19 protein-coding genes and 1 pseudogene are annotated in these 17376 nt (G+C 65.4%); 6 read left to right on the top strand and 14 right to left on the bottom strand.

The window, feature by feature from the left end:
* Nucleotides 1-2: 2 nt before the first annotated feature.
* The 5 genes from QOC69_RS19675 to QOC69_RS19655 are packed head-to-tail and all read right to left on the bottom strand — an operon-like array spanning nucleotide 3 to nucleotide 2943.
* Nucleotides 3-272, bottom strand: a complete 270-nt coding sequence (locus tag QOC69_RS19675) for a hypothetical protein (protein ID WP_526442639.1) — start codon at nucleotides 270-272, stop codon at nucleotides 3-5.
* Nucleotides 269-1669, bottom strand: coding sequence for a dihydrolipoyl dehydrogenase (gene lpdA, locus QOC69_RS19670; protein ID WP_526442637.1), 1401 nt, complete (start codon nucleotides 1667-1669; stop codon nucleotides 269-271). The genes QOC69_RS19675 and lpdA overlap by 4 nt, the downstream gene beginning before the upstream one ends.
* 30 nt (nucleotides 1670-1699) lie before the next feature.
* Nucleotides 1700-2146 carry a hypothetical protein gene (locus QOC69_RS19665; protein WP_526442635.1) on the bottom strand — a complete coding sequence of 149 codons (447 nt, stop codon included), beginning with the start codon at nucleotides 2144-2146 and terminating at the stop codon, nucleotides 1700-1702.
* Nucleotides 2139-2417: a putative holin gene (locus QOC69_RS19660; RefSeq protein ID WP_526442633.1), complete on the bottom strand. Its 279-nt coding sequence runs from the start codon at nucleotides 2415-2417 to the stop codon at nucleotides 2139-2141. The genes QOC69_RS19665 and QOC69_RS19660 overlap by 8 nt, the downstream gene beginning before the upstream one ends.
* A 28-nt stretch (nucleotides 2418-2445) precedes the next feature.
* Nucleotides 2446-2943 (bottom strand): DUF779 domain-containing protein, encoded by a 498-nt coding sequence (locus tag QOC69_RS19655; RefSeq protein WP_526442631.1) that lies wholly within the window; start codon nucleotides 2941-2943, stop codon nucleotides 2446-2448.
* 58 nt (nucleotides 2944-3001) lie between these two features.
* On the opposite strand from QOC69_RS19655, the gene QOC69_RS19650 reads away from it, so the two are divergent.
* Both QOC69_RS19650 and QOC69_RS19645 read left to right on the top strand, forming a co-directional pair.
* Nucleotides 3002-5044, top strand: coding sequence for a prolyl oligopeptidase family serine peptidase (locus QOC69_RS19650; RefSeq protein WP_526442629.1), 2043 nt, complete (start codon nucleotides 3002-3004; stop codon nucleotides 5042-5044).
* A gap of 175 nt (nucleotides 5045-5219) precedes the next feature.
* Nucleotides 5220-5543 carry a hypothetical protein gene (locus tag QOC69_RS19645; protein WP_526442627.1) on the top strand — a complete coding sequence of 108 codons (324 nt, stop codon included), beginning with the start codon at nucleotides 5220-5222 and terminating at the stop codon, nucleotides 5541-5543.
* A gap of 133 nt (nucleotides 5544-5676) precedes the next feature.
* On the opposite strand, the gene QOC69_RS19640 is transcribed toward QOC69_RS19645, so the two are convergent.
* The gene (locus QOC69_RS19640; RefSeq protein WP_526442625.1) at nucleotides 5677-6258 is read right to left on the bottom strand and encodes a TetR/AcrR family transcriptional regulator; all 582 of its coding nucleotides are present in this window, start codon (nucleotides 6256-6258) and stop codon (nucleotides 5677-5679) included.
* A gap of 65 nt (nucleotides 6259-6323) precedes the next feature.
* On the opposite strand from QOC69_RS19640, the gene QOC69_RS19635 reads away from it, so the two are divergent.
* The 3 genes from QOC69_RS19635 to QOC69_RS19625 all read left to right on the top strand — a co-directional run bounded on the left by QOC69_RS19635 (nucleotide 6324) and on the right by QOC69_RS19625 (nucleotide 8569).
* Complete coding sequence (locus tag QOC69_RS19635) at nucleotides 6324-7124, top strand: SGNH/GDSL hydrolase family protein (protein ID WP_526442623.1); 801 nt, start codon at nucleotides 6324-6326, stop codon at nucleotides 7122-7124.
* 1 nt (nucleotide 7125) lies between these two features.
* On the top strand, nucleotides 7126-7548 hold the full coding sequence (locus QOC69_RS19630; protein WP_526442621.1) for a nitroreductase family deazaflavin-dependent oxidoreductase: 423 nt from the start codon (nucleotides 7126-7128) through the stop codon (nucleotides 7546-7548).
* A gap of 115 nt (nucleotides 7549-7663) precedes the next feature.
* Nucleotides 7664-8569 (top strand): crotonase/enoyl-CoA hydratase family protein, encoded by a 906-nt coding sequence (locus QOC69_RS19625; protein ID WP_526442619.1) that lies wholly within the window; start codon nucleotides 7664-7666, stop codon nucleotides 8567-8569.
* Here QOC69_RS19625 and QOC69_RS19620 read toward each other — a convergent pair.
* From QOC69_RS19620 to QOC69_RS19590, 7 genes are all read right to left on the bottom strand, one after another.
* Nucleotides 8566-9414 (bottom strand): hypothetical protein, encoded by an 849-nt coding sequence (locus QOC69_RS19620; RefSeq protein ID WP_526442617.1) that lies wholly within the window; start codon nucleotides 9412-9414, stop codon nucleotides 8566-8568. The genes QOC69_RS19625 and QOC69_RS19620 overlap by 4 nt on opposite strands.
* A 39-nt stretch (nucleotides 9415-9453) precedes the next feature.
* The gene (gene ppk2 / locus QOC69_RS19615; RefSeq protein ID WP_526442615.1) at nucleotides 9454-10317 is read right to left on the bottom strand and encodes a polyphosphate kinase 2; all 864 of its coding nucleotides are present in this window, start codon (nucleotides 10315-10317) and stop codon (nucleotides 9454-9456) included.
* Between the two features lie 72 nt (nucleotides 10318-10389).
* A complete protein-coding gene (locus QOC69_RS19610) occupies nucleotides 10390-11907 on the bottom strand; it encodes an aldehyde dehydrogenase family protein (protein ID WP_526442613.1) in 1518 nt (505 codons plus the stop codon).
* Nucleotides 11908-11959: 52 nt separating this feature from the next.
* A complete protein-coding gene (locus tag QOC69_RS19605) occupies nucleotides 11960-12457 on the bottom strand; it encodes a phosphatase PAP2 family protein (protein WP_526442611.1) in 498 nt (165 codons plus the stop codon).
* A 41-nt stretch (nucleotides 12458-12498) separates the two neighbouring features.
* On the bottom strand, nucleotides 12499-13017 hold the full coding sequence (locus QOC69_RS19600; protein WP_526442609.1) for a mycothiol transferase: 519 nt from the start codon (nucleotides 13015-13017) through the stop codon (nucleotides 12499-12501).
* Between the two features lie 28 nt (nucleotides 13018-13045).
* Nucleotides 13046-15937 carry an MMPL/RND family transporter gene (locus QOC69_RS19595; protein ID WP_526442607.1) on the bottom strand — a complete coding sequence of 964 codons (2892 nt, stop codon included), beginning with the start codon at nucleotides 15935-15937 and terminating at the stop codon, nucleotides 13046-13048.
* On the bottom strand, nucleotides 15934-16368 hold the full coding sequence (locus QOC69_RS19590; protein WP_526442605.1) for an MmpS family transport accessory protein: 435 nt from the start codon (nucleotides 16366-16368) through the stop codon (nucleotides 15934-15936). Before QOC69_RS19590 ends, QOC69_RS19595 begins: the two co-directional genes overlap by 4 nt.
* Nucleotides 16369-16586: 218 nt before the next feature.
* On the opposite strand from QOC69_RS19590, the gene QOC69_RS19585 reads away from it, so the two are divergent.
* Nucleotides 16587-17174: a TetR/AcrR family transcriptional regulator gene (locus QOC69_RS19585; RefSeq protein ID WP_526442603.1), complete on the top strand. Its 588-nt coding sequence runs from the start codon at nucleotides 16587-16589 to the stop codon at nucleotides 17172-17174.
* 65 nt (nucleotides 17175-17239) lie between these two features.
* Here QOC69_RS19585 and QOC69_RS19580 read toward each other — a convergent pair.
* Nucleotides 17240-17376 (bottom strand): annotated as a pseudogene (locus QOC69_RS19580) (VOC family protein); the annotation flags it as partial.

Raw genomic sequence — 17376 nt, 5'->3', positions numbered from 1 at the left:
CCTTACAGGTAGGTGACCCCGAGCACGCACAGCGTCAGCAGCACCGGGGGGATGGGCAGGCACCACAGGAACGCCGCCTTGGCGGACGCCTTGCGCCGGTGGAAGACCCAACCGAGCACGCCGAAGACCACGGCGAGCAGCAGGCAGACGGCCGAGATGACCAGCACCCAGGCATTCACCGTCGTGGTCTTGACCGCGAAGGAGATGGCGATCAGCCACAGGATGTGACCGATGAGCAGCCCGCCGATACCGGCGACGACGTTGGCTCTCAAAAGTTGATCATGTGGCCGGCCAAGCCGTGGAAGCACTCCTGGAGCGCTTCGGACAGCGTCGGATGGGTGTGCACGTTGCGGGTGAGCTCGTTGACGGTGAGATCCCACTTCTGCGCCAGCGTCAGCTCCGGTAGCAGTTCGGAGACGTCGTGCCCGATCAGGTGCCCACCCAGCAGCTCGCCGTACTTGGCGTCGGCGATGATCTTGACGAAGCCGCCCGGTTCACCGAGCCCGTGCGCCTTGCCGTTCGCGGTGAACGGAAACTTCGCGACCTTGACGTCGTAGCCCTCGTCGCGGGCCTGCTGCTCGGTCAGACCGAAGCTGGCGACCTGCGGCTGGCAGAACGTGGCGCGCGGCAACATCCGGTAGTCGCCGAGCGCGAGAGTCTCGGCGCCGGCAATGGTTTCGGCGGCCACCACGCCCATCGCCTCCGCGACGTGGGCGAGCTGCAGCTTGGCCGTCACGTCGCCGATCGCGTAGATGTGCGGCACGGAGGTGCGCATGTACTCGTCGATGCCGATGGCGCCGCGCTCGGTGATCTGCACGCCCGCCTTGTCCAGGCCGAAGCCGTCGACGTTGGGCGCGAAACCGATCGACTGCAGCACCTTGTCGGCCTTGAGCTCGGTGCTGTTGCCGTCCTTGCTCACCGTGACACGGACGGAACCGTCACCCCCTTCGTCCACGATCGACTCGACCTTGGTCCCGGTGAGGATCTTGACGCCGAGCTTCTTGAACTGCTTCTCGATCTCCTTGGACACCTCGGCGTCCTCGTTGGGCAGCGCCCGCGGCAGGAACTCCACGATGGTGACGTCGACGCCGTAGTTGCTCATCACGTAGCCGAACTCCATGCCGATGGCCCCCGCCCCGGCGATCACGATCGACCCTGGCAGCTCACGCGCGAGAATCTGCTCTTCGTAGGTGACGACGTTCTCCGACAGCGACGTGCCTGGCACCAGCCGCGTGCTGCTGCCGGTGGCGATGATGGCGTTGTCGAACGTCACCGTCTCCGTCCCGCCGTCGTTCAGCGCGACCGAGAGCGTCTTGGCGTCGGTGAAGGTGCCGCGGCCGTGGATCTCGGTGATCTTGTTCTTCTTCATCAGGAAGTGCACACCGGCGACGCGTCCGTCGGCGACCTTGCGGCTGCGGTCGAACGCCACCCCGTAGTCGAAGCTCGCCTCGCCACTGATGCCGAAGGTCTTCGCCTCCTTGGTGAAGATGTGCGCCAACTCCGCATTGCGCAGCAGCGACTTCGACGGAATGCAGCCGACGTTCAGGCACACGCCGCCCCAGTACTTCGGTTCGACGACGGCGGTGTTCAGCCCGAGCTGGGCCGCACGAATTGCCGCGACGTACCCGCCGGGACCTGCTCCGAGAACGACGACGTCATAGTGAGTCACGCCCCCACCCTAATAGTCCCGGCGCTGGCACTAGCGGTCGATCCAATGAAAGACGTAGGCACCGTAAAGAGCGGCCGCGGCGCCTGTCGAAGCCAGCGGAGCCGACATCAGGGCGATCGCGACGGCCGAGACAAGCGGCTTGTTCTGCACCATCGCGACGAGCAGGCCGGCAACCGTGCAGACGACGAGATAGACCAGCAGCACGAACACCGGCCCGGTCTTGTCCGTCGAGTGGAACCACCACTGGTAAAGCCCGAGACCGGCAACCGCGGCGATGGTCCAGACGCCGGTCACGACCAGGACGAAGGTCCAGCGCTTGAGGTACTGGTCGGTGCCGGGGACGAACTCGGGGGCGACGAACGTCGGCAGCGGCTCCGACGGGGGCTCGGTGGCGGTGATCGGCTGCGCCTCCATGGCGCCGGTGTCGAACAGCGGCGTCCAGTGCGTCGTGGGCTCGCCGGCGTGAACCTCAGGCACCTGACACCACCTGGATCGCGACCAGCGCGCCGAACCACCCCGGCGCGAGAGCCAACACGAACGCACCAAGCGTGGTGATCCACCGCCGGCCCGAGAACAGGATGAGCAGCATTCCGACTGCGCTCGGCACCCCGACCACGCACGCGATCACGACGTCCGGCCTGATGCTGGCCGTCACCACCAGCGTGGATCCGATACCCGCGAGAAGTCCCACCGCGACGCCGACCAACATCGCGCCGGTCAACAGCCACGCCCGCGGGAGCGGAATCACCCCTCCACGGTAACGCGCAGATCGGCCGCTAGGGCTGCACGCTCGCGGCGTGCCGTCGTGGTATCGGACAGGCATCCTCGGCCTGCGCGACGACGTGCGTACCCGTTTCGGCCGGGCGCGCGCCATCGGCGTACTGCGTGCCGGTCACCGGTGGATGGTCGGTCAGCTCGACGTTCTCGGCGTCGGTGAACGCCCGGCCGCGGGACAGGAACCGCAGGCCCTCCGGTGCTTCCACGCTGAACCCGCCGCCGCGGCCAGGGACCACGTCGATCACCAGTTGGGTGTGCTTCCATGCGTCGAACTGCGGTCCCGAGATCCACACCGGCACCCCGTCGCCGACGTCGAGGACCGACAGCAGCACGTCGCGGTCGCCGACGATGAAGTCGCCGTCGGGGTAGCACATCGGTGACGACCCGTCGCAGCAGCCGCCGGACTGGTGGAACATCAGGGCGCCGTGGCGGTCCTGCAGCCGACGCAACAGGTCGGCGGCGGCCGCGGTGATCAGTGCTCGGCTCGGAGTGGTCATCGGAGGCTGGCTCCCATCGGCGGGTGTAACACGGCTCACACTACGCGCGACCAGCACAATGGTTCCCGTGGAGACCGACCCCCATCTGTGGCTAGAGGACATCAGCGGCGACGACGCGCTGGAGTGGGTGGATGCGCGCAACGAGCCGACGCTTGCCGATCTCGGCGGTGAGCGCTTCGAGCAGATGCGCGCCGAGGCGCTGGAGGTGCTCGACACCGACAGCCGCATCCCCTACGTGCGGCGCCGCGGCGAGTATCTGTACAACTTCTGGCGCGACGCGGCCAACCCGCGGGGGCTGTGGCGGCGCACCACGCTCGAGAGCTACCGCGCTTCACGAGCCGGCGATGAGCGCTCGCGCGAAGAGCAGAAGACCCAGTGGGACGTGTTGATCGACGTCGATGCGCTTGCGGCCGACGACGGCGAGAACTGGGTGTGGGCGGGTGCCGACGTCATCGAGCCCGACCTGACGCTGGCGCTCGTCGGGTTGTCGCGCGGCGGCTCGGACGCCTCGGTGGTGCGTGAATTCGACATGCGGACACGCCAGTTCGTCACCGGGGGTTTCGAACTCCCGGAGGCCAAGACCGACGTCACCTGGCAGGACGCCGACACCGTGATCGTCGGAACCGATTTCGGCCCGGGTTCGCTGACCGACTCCGGCTACCCGCGGATCACCAAGCAGTGGCGACGCGGTGAGCCGTTGGTCGAGGCCGAGACGTTGTTCGCCGGGGAGGTGTCCGACGTCAGCGTGGGCGCCGGGTTCGATCCCACACCGGGTTTCGAGCGCCTGCTCGTCTCGCGGTCGTTCGACTTCTTCAACCGCGAGCGCTACGAGCTGCGTGGCGGCGAGCTGATCAAGATCGACGTGCCCACGGACGCGGGCACGTCGATCCACCGCGAGTGGTTGCTGATCCGGCCTCGTACCGACTGGACCGTGGGTTCGACGACGTATTCCGCCGGATCTCTGCTCGCAGCCAAGTACGACGAATTCCTCTCCGGGACGGTCGATCTGACGGTGGTCTTCGACCCCGACGAGCACACCAGCCTGGAGACCTACACGTGGACCCGCGACCACCTGGTGCTCGTCATGCTGGTCGACGTGACGAGCCGGCTCGAAATCGTCACCCCCGGCACCTGGCAGCGCGAGCCGATCCGGGGCATCCCGCCGAACACCAACACCGTGATCGTCGACGCCGACGAGTACGGCGACGAGATCTTCCTGGACTCCAGCGGCTTCGACACCCCGTCGCGGCTGCTCTGGGGCCGTGTCGGCGAGGAATTCGTCGAGGTCAAGAGCGCTCCGGCGTTCTTCGACGCATCCGACATCGAGGTGACACAGCACTTCGTGGCGTCGGCCGACGGCACCATGATCCCCTACTTCGTTGTCGGGCATCGTGATTCCTCCGGTCCTGGCAAGACGTTGCTCGGCGGCTACGGCGGCTTCGAGAACTCGAGCACACCCGGTTACGGCGGCGTGCTCGGCCGGTTGTGGCTGGCACGCGGCGGCACCTACGTGCTGGCCAACATCCGCGGCGGGGGTGAGTACGGGCCGCGCTGGCACACCCAGGCCATGCGGGAGGGCCGTCATCTCGTCGACGAGGACTTCTCGGCCGTGGCACGGGATCTCGTCGACCGCGGCATCACCACGGTCGATCAGCTCGGCGCCCAAGGTGGCAGCAATGGCGGGCTGCTGATGGGGATCATGCTGACCAAGTACCCCGAGCTGTTCGGCGCGCTGGTGTGCAGCGTGCCGCTGCTCGACATGAAGCGCTACCACCTGCTGCTCGCAGGGGCATCGTGGGTGGCGGAGTACGGCGACCCGGACAGTCCGGACGACTGGGAGTTCATCTCGAAGTACTCGCCCTACCAACATGTCTCGGCGGAGCGTCGCTACCCTCCGGTGTTGATCACCACGTCCACCCGCGACGACCGGGTGCACCCCGGCCACGCCCGCAAGATGACGGCGGCGCTCGAGGCGGCGGGCCAGCCCGTGCAGTACTACGAGAACGTCGAGGGCGGGCACGCCGGAGCGGCCGACAACGCCCAGACCGCGTTCCGGGCGGCGCTGATCTATGAGTTCCTACACCGCACGCTGGGAGAGTGATCGAGGGTTGGGTCTCACCCGCCACAGGAGTCACCGGGACTTAGTGGGTGCTCTTTCTGCCCACCTACGAGCGACTTGGGCGTCAAGCCTCAATGCCGGCCCAGAATGCCGACGCGCTTACGGTAAGGATGACGGTTGATTGGGTGACTTCGTTCGGCGCGAATAGGGTGGTCCCATGACCACGCTGTCCCTGAGCCTCTTCTATGTCGCCGTGGCGATCCTGCTCGTCGGAATCCTATTGCCGGGCTGGGACACCGCGAGGACGCCGAAGCGGGCAGTGAAGCGTCGCATCTACTGGTCGGCGGCCATCGTCGGAGCCGTCGTCGCGTTCCTGGCCGGGCTACCTGACCTTCAGAGTTCCATCGCATTCGTCGCCACGGCAGCCATCCTCATGGTCGGATGGGCCTACTTCCGCACGCCGAACATCAAGGTCAACGGGCAGATCTGGGCCGCGTACCCGCCAAACCGCGAGCCGGACCCAGCGCCTCCGATCGACTGATCGTAGCGGCGGCTACCCGCGTTCTGTGAGGTTCCGAACCGTCTACCGGAGCACCGCGGTGGTGAAGCAGTTCGGCTCGGCGAACTCCTCCATCGGGATGGTCGTGTCCCAGGTCGCGCCACCGTTGGGCAGGCTACGACTGGGGGTCGAGTCCCCTAAACAGTGTCTGAGCAAGCCCCGCGGCGGTGTGGTCCACCGTTTGGTCATCCATCGACGTGTCGGCAAAGCGGCTCAGGAACGCGTGCTGGAAGCATGCCCCCAGCAGCAGAGCGGCAGTGGACCGTGAGTCGACATCCGGCCGTATGCGCCCTAGATTCTGTTCGGCTGCGATGTAATTGGCCACGGTTTCGCTGATGCGGTGTGGGCCGGCATCGCGTTCCAACACAGCGGCACGGTGGGCTGCCAACAATTGCGGTTCAGAGAACACCGACGCGGCCATCACGAACGTCTCGTTATAGAAGTCGAGCGCCGCTCGCGCGAGTTCGTGCAGCGTGTCTTGCACAGATTCCTCGCCCGCTTGTTGGACGAGGTTGGCTAGCACGGCCCCCAACGTGCTCGGTACACGCTCTGTCAGCACAGTCAGGAATATCTCGGTCTTGTCGCGAAAGTGCTTGTATAAGGCTGCCTCTGAGTAGCCAGCCGCCTTCGCGATCTCCTTGGTGGTCGCGCGCGCCATTCCGCGGGTGCGCATGACGTGCGCGGCCGCGTCGAGCATGCGATCTCTCGTACTCACATCCACCTCCGCCTTGACAAGTTTGTGAGTCTTCACCCATTCTAGCGGTGAGTGAATACTCACCAACCAGAGGAGTCGCTATGCCACCAAATTCCCAGCGGCACGTCGTCTGCCTCGGCGACAGTCTCACGCGGGGGCAGGTCAGCGCCGACTTCGTCAAGATGCTGGCCACACGACACACCGGCAGCACTGTCACATTCACGAACGCCGGCGCCAACGGCGACCTCGCCTACAACGCGCTGCAGCGGCTCGACTCGGTGGTCGACCTACGGCCCGACGCGGTGCCGGTGCTGATCGGGACCAACGACGCCAACGCCAGCCTGTCTGAGAAGAACGTCCAGATGATGACGCGGATGAAAAGGCTGCCCACGCGGCCGACTATCGAGTGGTTTCGCGAGAATCTCACTGCGATCGTCGACCGCCTCACCGCGGAAACCTCCGCACGGGTCGCCCTCATGTCACTTCCGGTCCTCGGCGAAGAACTCGGCTCGTCATCCGTCCAGCGGTCGGCGGACTACAGCGCCGTGATCAAGGAAATAGCCACTGCGCGCAACGTGACATATCTAGCGCTGCATGAACGCCAAGTTGCCTACTTGACAGCCGTGGCAACAACGCCGGGAATCCGGTATCGCGACGGCCGTCTACTTTCCGCGAGCGCGGCGACACAACACTTCGTGCTGCGCCGCTCATTCGATAGCATCTCGCGCCGCCGCGGTCTGCAGCTGACCACCGACCTGATCCATCAAAACACCCGAGGGGCCACGCTGATCGCCGATCTCATCGAACAATTCCTCCAGCAAGCTGACGACACCACACAGGCTTGCCCTGCCAAACCCGCAGGGAATTAACATGTCTCAGATCGGAAGCCGATTCAGTCAACGTGTAATCAACCCCTTCATGGCCCGAATCGCCGGCAGCAAGTATTGGTACACCGCCCTGCTGCGGCATACCGGACGGCGGTCGGGCAAGAGCTACGCAACGCCGCTGATGGCCATGCGGGTATTCGACGGTTTCCTTTTTGCGCTGCCATACGGAACGAACGTCGACTGGCTGCGTAACGTACAAGTGGCCGGGCGGGCATCACTCCAGTTGCGGGGTCAGACCTACGAGGTTGCCGATCCGGTAACAGTCGACCCGGCAACGGCATTGCCGCAGCTCTCGGCAACCATGCGCACCGCCGTCCGATGGTTCGGCGTGAAGGACTACTTGAAGTTGAAGCGTGTTTCCACCGCCATTTCGTCAGGACCAGGCTTCACATTCGATTCCGCATAGCGCGGCGAACGCGACGGCCGCACCTCGGTGCAGGCATGGCCGCTCAAGGCCCATCTTGGCGGCTCGCCGACACGCCGCCCTTGACTTCCGACGCATGAATGACTCGACTGCTGCTATGCCGACGACGCCAGACTTCGAGACCCTGCTGTACAAGACCGAGCCGCCCGTCGCCACCATCACGCTGAACCGGCCCGACCACCTCAACACCATCGTTCCGCCGATGCCCGACGAGATCGAGGCCGCGATCGGGCTCGCCGAACGCGACCCCGCCGTCAAGGTGATCGTGCTGCGCGGCGCGGGCCGGGCGTTCTCGGGCGGCTACGACTTCGGCGGCGGCTTCCAGCATTGGGGTGAGGCCATGAACACCGACGGTCGCTGGGATCCCGGCAAGGACTTCGCCATGGTCTCCTCCCGCGCGACCGGTCCGACGCAGAAGTTCATGGCCATTTGGCGGGCGTCCAAGCCGGTGATCTCCCAGGTGCACGGCTGGTGCGTCGGCGGCGCGAGTGACTACGCGCTGTGCGCCGACATCGTGATCGCCAGCGACGACGCCGTCATCGGCACGCCGTACAGCCGGATGTGGGGCGCGTACCTCACCGGCATGTGGCTCTACCGGCTGAGCCTGGCCAAGGTGAAGTGGCACTCGCTGACCGGAGAGCCACTCACCGGGGTCGAGGCCGCCGCGGTCGAGTTGATCAACGAATCGGTGCCGTTCGAGCGCCTTGAGGCCAGGGTCGCCGAGGTCGCCGCGAAGTTGGCCCGAATCCCATTGTCTCAGTTGCAAGCCCAGAAGATGATCGTCAACCAGGCCTACGAGAACATGGGGTTGTCGTCCACCCAGACGCTCGGTGGAATCCTGGACGGGCTGATGCGCAACACTCCCGAGGCGCTGGAGTTCATCGACGTCGCAGGCAACGACGGGGTGCGTGCCGCGGTCGAGCGCCGCGACGGGCCGTGGGGCGACTACAGCCAGGGCCCGCCGGAGCGCCGCCCGGATCCGTCGCACGTGATCGAGCCCTAGTCGCGCCTGCGCAGCCCGCCCAGCATCGAGACGATCACACCGAACACCACCAGCACGCCACCCGCCGCCAGCGTCAGGTTGAGCCACTGGTGCAGGCTGCCCTCGGCGTGGCCCACCATCGCCTGGGCGATGTCTCGGACGTCGCCGGTGATCTGATTGAGCGCACGGTCGATGTAGCGCCGCGCCACCTCGATGCCCGCCCAGCCGGCGGCCCCGACGATGAGCGCCGAAACGCCCAAAGCTGCAAGCGCTTTGCCGCGGGACCGCGCAACAGCCAACGTGAACAACGCGAGGACGCCGGTGAGCACCATCGCACCGACGCTGACCCATGGACCCCACGTGGCCAACTGGCGCAGCTGACCCGGTCGCAATGAATCGGACACGTTCTCGGTCAACGGGACGACCAGTGTCGACGGCGCCTGGATGCCGAAATCGCGCAACGTCTCCTGAAACGAGCTGTCCGCCAACATCGGTGAGAGGTCGATCTCCCAGCGTCCGGACTCGTCGGACTGTTGGACGGCGTCGGTGAACATCCAACGGTGCGCGATCCGGTTGGCCTGTGCGAACTGGCCGGGAAAGGCGGCGCTCCTGGTGTACGCAGCCGCCGCGCCGCTCAAGAGATCGGGCCGGACGTCATAGCCGCTGTGACCGGCCAGCGTGACGAGCTGAGCGGTCAGTTCTGCGGCCATCGCATCCTGCAACGCGGAATCCTTCGCCGCCGACGTGGCCAACGCCGCATAGCCGCCCTCGTCGATCACGTTGTGTTGCGCCCACGCGGTGGGCACTGCGACGGCCAGTGCGGCCGTCGTCAGGAGCCACATCAGAAGGGTCGCCACGAACCGCACTGGCGCGTCCTCCTTGTCTGGGACGCGCGCGATACCCGGTCAGTCGGTCAGCGCACGTCCCACGATGAGGGGATCGGCTACGGCGACCACCTCGCGGTCCTTGTTGTCGTAGTCGAACTTACCGAGGACGTAGCGCATGGCGTTGATGCGGGCGCGCTTCTTGTCGTTGCTCTTGACCACCGTCCACGGCGCGACGTCGGTGTCGGTGAGCTCGAACATATCCTCCTTGGCCGCGGTGTAGGCCTCCCACTTGTCCAGCGACGCGAGGTCCGTCGGCGACAGCTTCCACTGGCGCACCGGGTCGACCTGGCGGATGGTGAAACGGGTGCGCTGCTCGGCCTGCGTGACCGAGAACCACAACTTGGTCAGGCTAATGCCGTCGTTGACCAGCATCTGCTCGAAAAGCGGTGCCTGGCTGGTGAACTCGGCGTGCTGGTCTGGCGTGCAGTAGCCCATCACCCGCTCCACCCCGGCCCGGTTGTACCAGGACCGGTCGAACAGCACGAGCTCGCCCGCCGCAGGCAGGTGCTTGATGTAGCGCTGGAAGTACCACTGCGTGCGTTCACGATCGGTCGGCTTCTCCAGCGCGACCACACGGGCGCCGCGGGGGTTGAGGTGCTCCATGAAGCGCTTTATCGTGCCGCCCTTGCCCGCGGCGTCGCGACCCTCGAATACCAAGACGTGGCGCAGCCCGTTGGACTGGCTCCACTTCTGCAGCTTGAGCAGCTCGATCTGCAGCAGCCGCTTCTGCCCCTCGTACTCGGAGCGCGACATGCGTTCGTCGTACGGGTAGCCCTCGCGCCAGGTGTCGACGTCGGATCCGCTCGGGTGGTGCACCAACACGGGATCGTCGTCATCGTCATCGCGAACGGAGAAGTACTCGGTCCCTTCAAGCGTGGTCACGGACAGAAGCTATCGACCCCGGCATAAGCAACGGTGACGTCCAGGTGAACGGACGGTAGCGGGACGGTCGGGCTACTTGGCTGCCCGGCGCGGCCGGACCAACGCGAGCTTGGTCATCATCGTGTTCATCCGCTTCATCGACTTCAGCGAGTTGTTGTAGTAATTGCCACCCGCACCGACGTTGGTGCGCGGCGAGACGATCGCCTCCTGGCGACAGAACTTGCGCAGACCCTCGGCGCCGCCGAACCGCGCACCGATGCCGGAGGTCTTCCAGCCGCCCATCGGGGCGGTGGTGCACATCAGGTTCGAGATCACGTCGTTGATGTTGACGGCTCCGCAATCTAGTTGCACGGCAATGTCATTGGCGCGCTCAGCATCTTGGGAGAACACCGACGCACTCAGACCGTAGGGGCTGTCGTTGGCCAGGCGCACCGCCTCGGCGACGGTGGACACCTTCATGATCGGCAGCGTCGGGCCGAAGGTCTCCTCCGTCATGCACGCCATCGAGTGGTCGACGTCGACGAGCACCGTGGGTGGGTAGAAGCTGCCAGGGCCTGCGGGGCGCTCGCCACCCGTGAGTGCCTTCGCACCCTTCGCGATCGCATCGGCCACGTGCCGCTCGGTGACCGCCACCTGGCTGTCGTCGATCTGCGCCCCGAAGTCGTAGCCCTCGCCGGCGCCCATCTTCAGGTTCTTCACGTCGCGGACCACGGCCTCGACGAACTGGTCGTAGACCGGCTCGAGCACGTAGACCCGTTCGACCGACACGCACGTCTGGCCGGCGTTGAACATCGCGCCCCACACCGCTGCGTGGGCGGCGAGGTCGACGTCGGCGTCCTCCAGCACGATCATCGGGTCCTTGCCGCCGAGCTCCAGGCTGATCGGGGTGAGCCGGCGCGCGGCCCGTTCCATCACCTTCGCGCCGGTCGCGCTGGAGCCGGTGAACTGGATGTAGTCGGCGTTGTCGACGACGGCCTCGACGGCCTCGCGGGCGCCTTGCACGATCGCCATCACCTCGGGTGCTCCCGAGTCGATCCAGCCGCGTTGCAGCAGTTCGGCGGTCAGCGGGGTGCGCTCTGACGGTTTGAGCAGGATCGCGCAGCCGGCCGCCAGTGCGGCGATGCCGTCCATCAGCAGGTTGGCCACGGGGTAGTTCCACGGCGCGACGATGCCGACGACGGGCCGTGGCCGGTAGTGCACGGTGATCTTCTTGATCGCCAGGAACGGCAGCGACGCCGGTCGGGTCTCGGGCGCCAGCGCCTTCTCCATCGTCTTGATGTAGTACGAGGCGATCATGATCAGCAGCGGCACCTCTTGTGCGGCGTCGGTCGCCGACTTGCCGGTCTCCTTGACCAACAGCGACTCGATCTCGTCGCGGTGCTCGCCCAGCCACACGGCATAACGCGCCAGCACCTTGGCGCGGCCCTTGGCTCCGCGCGCCTCCCACTCTCGCTGGGCCCGCCGCAGTCCTGCGGCGATGCGCGGCACGTCGGCCGGGTCGGTCCAACGCACCTTCCCCGCCACGGCACCGGTGGCGGGACTGAGGATGGTGGCGGCGTCGGTGGCGTCCACTTCGGGCATTGCTGTCATAGGCCCATGCTAACCGCTGTTGTGACTCAGATCGCAGTCGGGTTGACACCTGTCAAATCCGGCGGGGTACGTGTCCTGACACGAGGGCCACGACGCACCCGATCGCGCTGCCGAGCAGCACACCACCAACCGTGTCGGTGAAGTAGTGAAACGTGATGCCCACCCCGACCATGCCCAGCAGGATGGCCGCGACGGCGACCAGTACTGCCCACCAGGCGCCCCCTGCCGCCAGCACAACCAGACCCATCACGACCACCAACGTCGTCACGTGGCCACTCGGATACGCGAGTCCGCCGCCTTTCTCTCGGCCGAACACGGGCTTGAGCAGTTGCACGACCACGATCCCGACGACCGGCGCCAGCGGAGTGGCCACCGCCAATCTCCATCGCCGTCGATACAAGGCGACCACGAGCACCACCACCAGCACGGCCACCAGCACGCGCGGGCTCGTGACCAATGCCAGCCGGCGCGCGGGGCTGTCCCAGTAGCGCTGGAACCAGTCGTCGACTGGGGTCGCGCCCTTGCCGACCACCCACCCAACCAGCAGCATTGCGGCTACGCCGACCGGCGGCCACAGGCGAAGTAGCACGATCAGCCCGCAATGCCCCGGATGTAGGCGGCCTGGCCGAGGTGCTGGGCGCAGTCGTCGATGATGCTGACCAGTCGCGCGCTCGCGGTGACGGGCGGGGTCCAGCGCCTGTCCACGATGCGGTCGAGTTCCTCCGGCGTCACCGAGGCGACGAACTCCAGCGTCACCTTGTGCACGGCGTGGTAGTAGTCAGTCAAGAGGTCTGCCGGCGTGCGCACCTTGCCGACCTGCTCAGGGGTGTGGCCGTAGCCGTGCGAGTCGCGCGGCAGGTCCAGGGCGAAACGGTCGGCCCAGCCGTCGCGGAGCCACACCTGCTTGATGCCTGCGATCTCGCAGAGCTGCGCATCCTGCACCCTGGCGCTGTGCCAGATCAGCCACGCGATGCTGTTGGCGTCCGGCGTCGGCCGCCACCATGAGAGTTCGTCGGTCAGGCCGTCGGCGAGGTCGTCGACGTGCTCGATGAGCCGGGTGAACGAGTCGCGCAGCAGTTCGCGGACCGCCGCGGTGTCGGAGTCGGACATGCCGACGACGCTACCGTCCGCCACCGACTCATTCCGTCCTCCACTCGTCGTCGGGTGCAGGTTCGGCGCTGTGCCGGCTCGCGGATCCGGCCGGGGTCAGCTCGCGTTGTCGCCTGGCGGGGCGGGTACGTACGTTCAGCGGCCACCAGAACCAGCGGCCCATCAGTGCTGCGATGGCCGGCGTCATGAACGACCGAATCACCAGGGTGTCGAACAGCAGCCCGAGACCGATGGTCGTGCCCACCTGACCCAGCACGCGTAGGTCGCTGACCGCAAACGAAATCATGGTGAAGGCGAACACCAGACCGGCTGAGGTCACCACGCTGCCGGTGCCGCCCATCGACCTGATGATGCCCGTCTTCAATCCCGCATGACGTTCTTCCTTGAAGCGGGACACCAGAAGAAGGTTGTAGTCCGACCCGACGGCCAGCAGGATGATCACCGACATCCCCAAGATCATCCAGTGCAGTTCGAGTCCGATGACGTGTTGCCAGAGCAGGACCGACAGCCCGAACGATGCAGCGAGCGACAGCACCACCGTCCCGACGATCACCAGTGCGGCGATGACTGCTCGGGTGATGATGAGCATGATGGCAAAGATCAAGCACAGCGCGGATATGGCAGCGATCACGATGTCGTAGTTGCTGCCCTCCTGCATGTCCTTGTAGGTCGCTGCGGTGCCGCCCAGATAGATCTTCGAGGTTTCGAGAGGCGTTCCCTTGATGGCTTCGAACGCCGCGTTCTTGATTTCGTCGATGTGGGAGATGCCTTCGGGAGTGGCCGGGTCCCCCTGATGGGAGATGATGAGGCGCACGGCCTTTCCGTCCGGCGACACGAACTGCTTCATGCCACGTTTGAAGTCCGCATTGTCGAAGACCTCCGGCGGTAGGTAGAACGAGTCGTCGATCTTGGACTCGTCGAACGCCTGACCCATCGCGTTCGAGTTCTGTTGTTGCTCGGCCTGCTGATCCTGCTGACCCTTCTGCGTCGCGTAGTTGGCCAGGATCCGATCGAGATTGGCTTGCTGGAGAGCGATTTGCGGGGGAATCAGGCCATTCAGTTTCGGTTGAAGCGCATCGATCTTGTCCAGACTGGCCGTGATGCTTCCGAACGAGCCGGCGAGCTGGTCGATGCCGTCGATGGCGTCGAACACCGATCGCAAGGCGGCGCACGAGGGGATGTCGAAGCAGTGCGGCTCCCAATAGAAGTAATTGCGTATCGGCCGGAGGAAGTCGTCGAAGTCGGCGATCTTGTCGCGCAGGTCGTTGATGATCGGAATGATGTCGTGGAAGGCCTCGGTCTGCTGGTGTTGTGCGGTCGAGCTCTCCTGCTGAAGCGCCACCTGTTGTCGCAGTATGTCGATGGTCATGGAGATGTCTTTGGCCTGCGACAGCAGGTCGGCGGTGCGGTCCTCCGAATAGGACTGGTTCAACTGGGTAGTGACGCCCTGCATGCTGACCTGGTACGGGATCGAGGTGTGTTCGATCGGGGTACCAAGTGGCCGGGTGATGGTCTGGACTCGGGCGATTCCGGGCAGGTGAAAGACGGACTTGGCGATCCGGTCGACGATGAGCATGTCCGCGGAGTTGCGGAGGTCGTGGTCGGCCTGGATCAGCAGCACCTCCGGATTGAGGCGGGCTTGGGAGAAGTGTCGGTCCGCCGCCGCGTAACCCTCGTTTGCCTCGATGTCGGCAGGCAGGTACTTCCGGTCGTTGTAGCTGGTCGTGTACGACGGTAGGGCGAGGAGCCCGACCAACGCGATTGCGATGGTCGCCACCAGAATCGGGCCGGGCCAGCGCACGACGGCGGTGCCCACCCGACGCCACAGCCGCGTGTTCGACGCGCGTTTGGGCTCTAGGAGGCCGAATCGGCTTGCCACGGTCATCAGCGCCGGCGCCATGGTGAGCGCCGCCACCGTGACGACGAGCATGCCGATGGCCAAGGGCACACCCAGGGTCTGGAAGTAGGGCAATCGGGTGAAACTGAGGCAGAAGGTTGCGCCTGCGATCGTCAGGCCTGAGCCAAGGATCACGTGGGCGGTGCCCCGATACATGGTGTAGAACGCAGCCTCGCGGTCCTCGCCGGCGTGACGCGCCTCATGGTAACGGCCGACGAGGAAGATTGCGTAGTCGGTGCCCGCCGCGATCGCGAGCATCGTGAGGAGATTGACCGCGAACGTCGAGAGCCCGATCACCTCGTAATAGCCGAGAAACGCCACCATGCCCCTGGCCACCAGCAACTCGAGCATCACCATCAGCAGGACCAGGACCACGGTGACGACCGACCGATAGACCAGTAGCAACATCAGCAGGATGACCCCGATGGTCACCGCGGTGACCAACTGCAGGCTCTTGTCACCAGCGTGCTGTTGATCCGATGCCAGCGGCCCCGGCCCGGTGACGTAGACCTTCAAGCCCGCCGGCGGCGGATCAGCGTCCACCACGTCCTTCACCGCCTGGACGGATTCATTGGCCAACGTCTCGCCCTGGTTGCCGGCAAGGTAGACCTGCACGTAGGTCGCCAAGTTGTCGGCGCTCTGCGCACCCGCCGAGGTCAGTGGATCGCCCCAGAAGTCCTGGATGTGCTGGACGTGCGTGGGGTCCGCTCTGAGTTTCGTGATCAGGCCGTCGTAGTAGCGATGGGCCTCGTCGCCGAGTGGCTTCTCGCTCTCCAGGACGATCATCGCCGTGCTGTTGGAGTCGGATTCCTGAAAGACCTTGCCCATCAGCTTCATTGCCTGCAGCGACGGCGCGTCATCGGGAGTCAGCGACACCGAGTGTGCCTGGCCGACCTCCTCCAATTGCGGCACGACGACGTTCACGATGGCGGTCAGCGCCAGCCAGCCCAACAGAACCGGGACGCAGAACAGACGAATGAACCGAGGAATCGCCGGGTGCCCGCCGACTTGCTTGTTGCTCATGCGGACTTCACCAGGCAGAAGGTCTGTGCCTTCACTCCGTCGGACGTCTTCTCGTCCTTGACCTCGTCGTTGACCGTGATGCGGCAGCCGATGCTGTTTCCGTCGCCCTGGGCGACGATGTTGGCGCTGGCCGATGGTGCGGTAGTGGTAAGGGTGATCGACCAGGGCAGCGGGGCGTTCGTGACCTTCTGCGGTATCGCTTCGAGGTCGAGGTAGTTGATGGTCGCCACGGCGCCTTCCATTCCGAAGATTTCGTACTTCACGACTTTGGGATCGAACGGCTCGGCGTCTTGGGCGAGGCCGGCGCCTGGGCGGGTGATCTCGTTGTTCGAGCCGAAGAACCCGTGCATGCGATAGACCACCAATCCCCCGATTGCGACGACCACCACGATGAGCAGCGGAATCCACGCTCGCTTCAGTACTCCGACCACTGATCGGCCTTTCGTTCGCCTGACCTGTAGTTCACCCAGCCACGTCACCGTTGACGGAGGTTGCACTAGTTGATTGTTAGACAGACGAACATTAAGCGAGAGTACTAACTATGACAAGCCGATCGGCTAACTTCATCAGAGTCGATCGACATACGGATCAGCCATGGACGGCTACCCTGAACACTTGGTCGGCGCATGCATCTGAGGAGGGAAGCGACTTGGCGAAGCCAGTGTCACCGCGGGGCCACGCCAGGGAACGCGTCCTCGATGCCGCACTTACCCTGTTCGCCGAGCACGGGGTGCATGGCACATCGCTCAAGATGATCGCCGACCGCGTCGGGGTCAGCAAAGCTGCTGTGTACTACCAGTTTCAGTCCAAGGAAGACATCGTCTTGGAGGTGATGCGTCCGACGCTCGAGGACATGGCTCGCGTCATCAGAATCGCCGACGCCCTCGACGCTTGGGAAGCACAGCGGGCGGTCGCCATCAGCGGAATGGTGGAAATGGTCGTACGCCACCGACAGCTGGCCGTGATGATCAACAGCGACCCCGCCATCGAGCAAATCATGCTGTCTCAGCCCGGGCTGAAGGCCGTGACTGACCGACTTCGCGGGTTGATGGAAGGGCCGACACCCGACCCCATCAGCCGGATCGCATTCTCAGTCTTGTTCGGCGGGGTGGGCAAGACGGCCGCCGACCCTCTGCTCGCCGACATCGACGATGCCGACATGCACCGCGCGCTCCTGGACCTGTCGAACCGGATCATGCAACCCGCCACGGACGGCGTGGGCGACCGGACGCCTTAAGACGTCACGGGCTCCGGGGAGACACCGAACCCTTTGCGCGACAAGTACTCCGACGCGTTGGGAAGCTAACCCGTCGGTTGCGCACCGTGGAACACGGCCTCGACGTTGTTGCCGTCCGGGTCACGGACGAACGCACCGAAGTAGCCGGGGTGGTACTCCGGCCACAGCCGCGGCCCGTGGAGGGACTCGGCACCCAGCTTCA

This window comes from Mycobacterium sp. (assembly GCF_032162105.1).
Lineage (GTDB): Bacteria > Actinomycetota > Actinomycetes > Mycobacteriales > Mycobacteriaceae > Mycobacterium.
The sequence above is the reverse complement of the archived record's forward strand: the minus strand, read 5'-3'. Positions and strand labels throughout refer to the sequence as shown.

Excerpts from the sequence above, each read along its gene's own strand:
- QOC69_RS19655 (WP_526442631.1), bottom strand. The coding sequence starts at position 2,943 with ATGACCACTCCGAGCCGAGCACTGATCACCGCGGCCGCCGCCGACCTG.
- QOC69_RS19650 (WP_526442629.1), top strand. The coding sequence starts at position 3,002 with ATGGTTCCCGTGGAGACCGACCCCCATCTGTGGCTAGAGGACATCAGC.
- QOC69_RS19645 (WP_526442627.1), top strand. The coding sequence starts at position 5,220 with ATGACCACGCTGTCCCTGAGCCTCTTCTATGTCGCCGTGGCGATCCTG.
- QOC69_RS19640 (WP_526442625.1), bottom strand. The coding sequence starts at position 6,258 with ATGCTCGACGCGGCCGCGCACGTCATGCGCACCCGCGGAATGGCGCGC.
- QOC69_RS19630 (WP_526442621.1), top strand. The coding sequence starts at position 7,126 with ATGTCTCAGATCGGAAGCCGATTCAGTCAACGTGTAATCAACCCCTTC.
- QOC69_RS19625 (WP_526442619.1), top strand. The coding sequence starts at position 7,664 with ATGCCGACGACGCCAGACTTCGAGACCCTGCTGTACAAGACCGAGCCG.
- QOC69_RS19610 (WP_526442613.1), bottom strand. The coding sequence starts at position 11,907 with ATGACAGCAATGCCCGAAGTGGACGCCACCGACGCCGCCACCATCCTC.
- QOC69_RS19605 (WP_526442611.1), bottom strand. The coding sequence starts at position 12,457 with ATGCTGCTGGTTGGGTGGGTGGTCGGCAAGGGCGCGACCCCAGTCGAC.
- QOC69_RS19600 (WP_526442609.1), bottom strand. The coding sequence starts at position 13,017 with ATGTCCGACTCCGACACCGCGGCGGTCCGCGAACTGCTGCGCGACTCG.
- QOC69_RS19595 (WP_526442607.1), bottom strand. The coding sequence starts at position 15,937 with ATGAGCAACAAGCAAGTCGGCGGGCACCCGGCGATTCCTCGGTTCATT.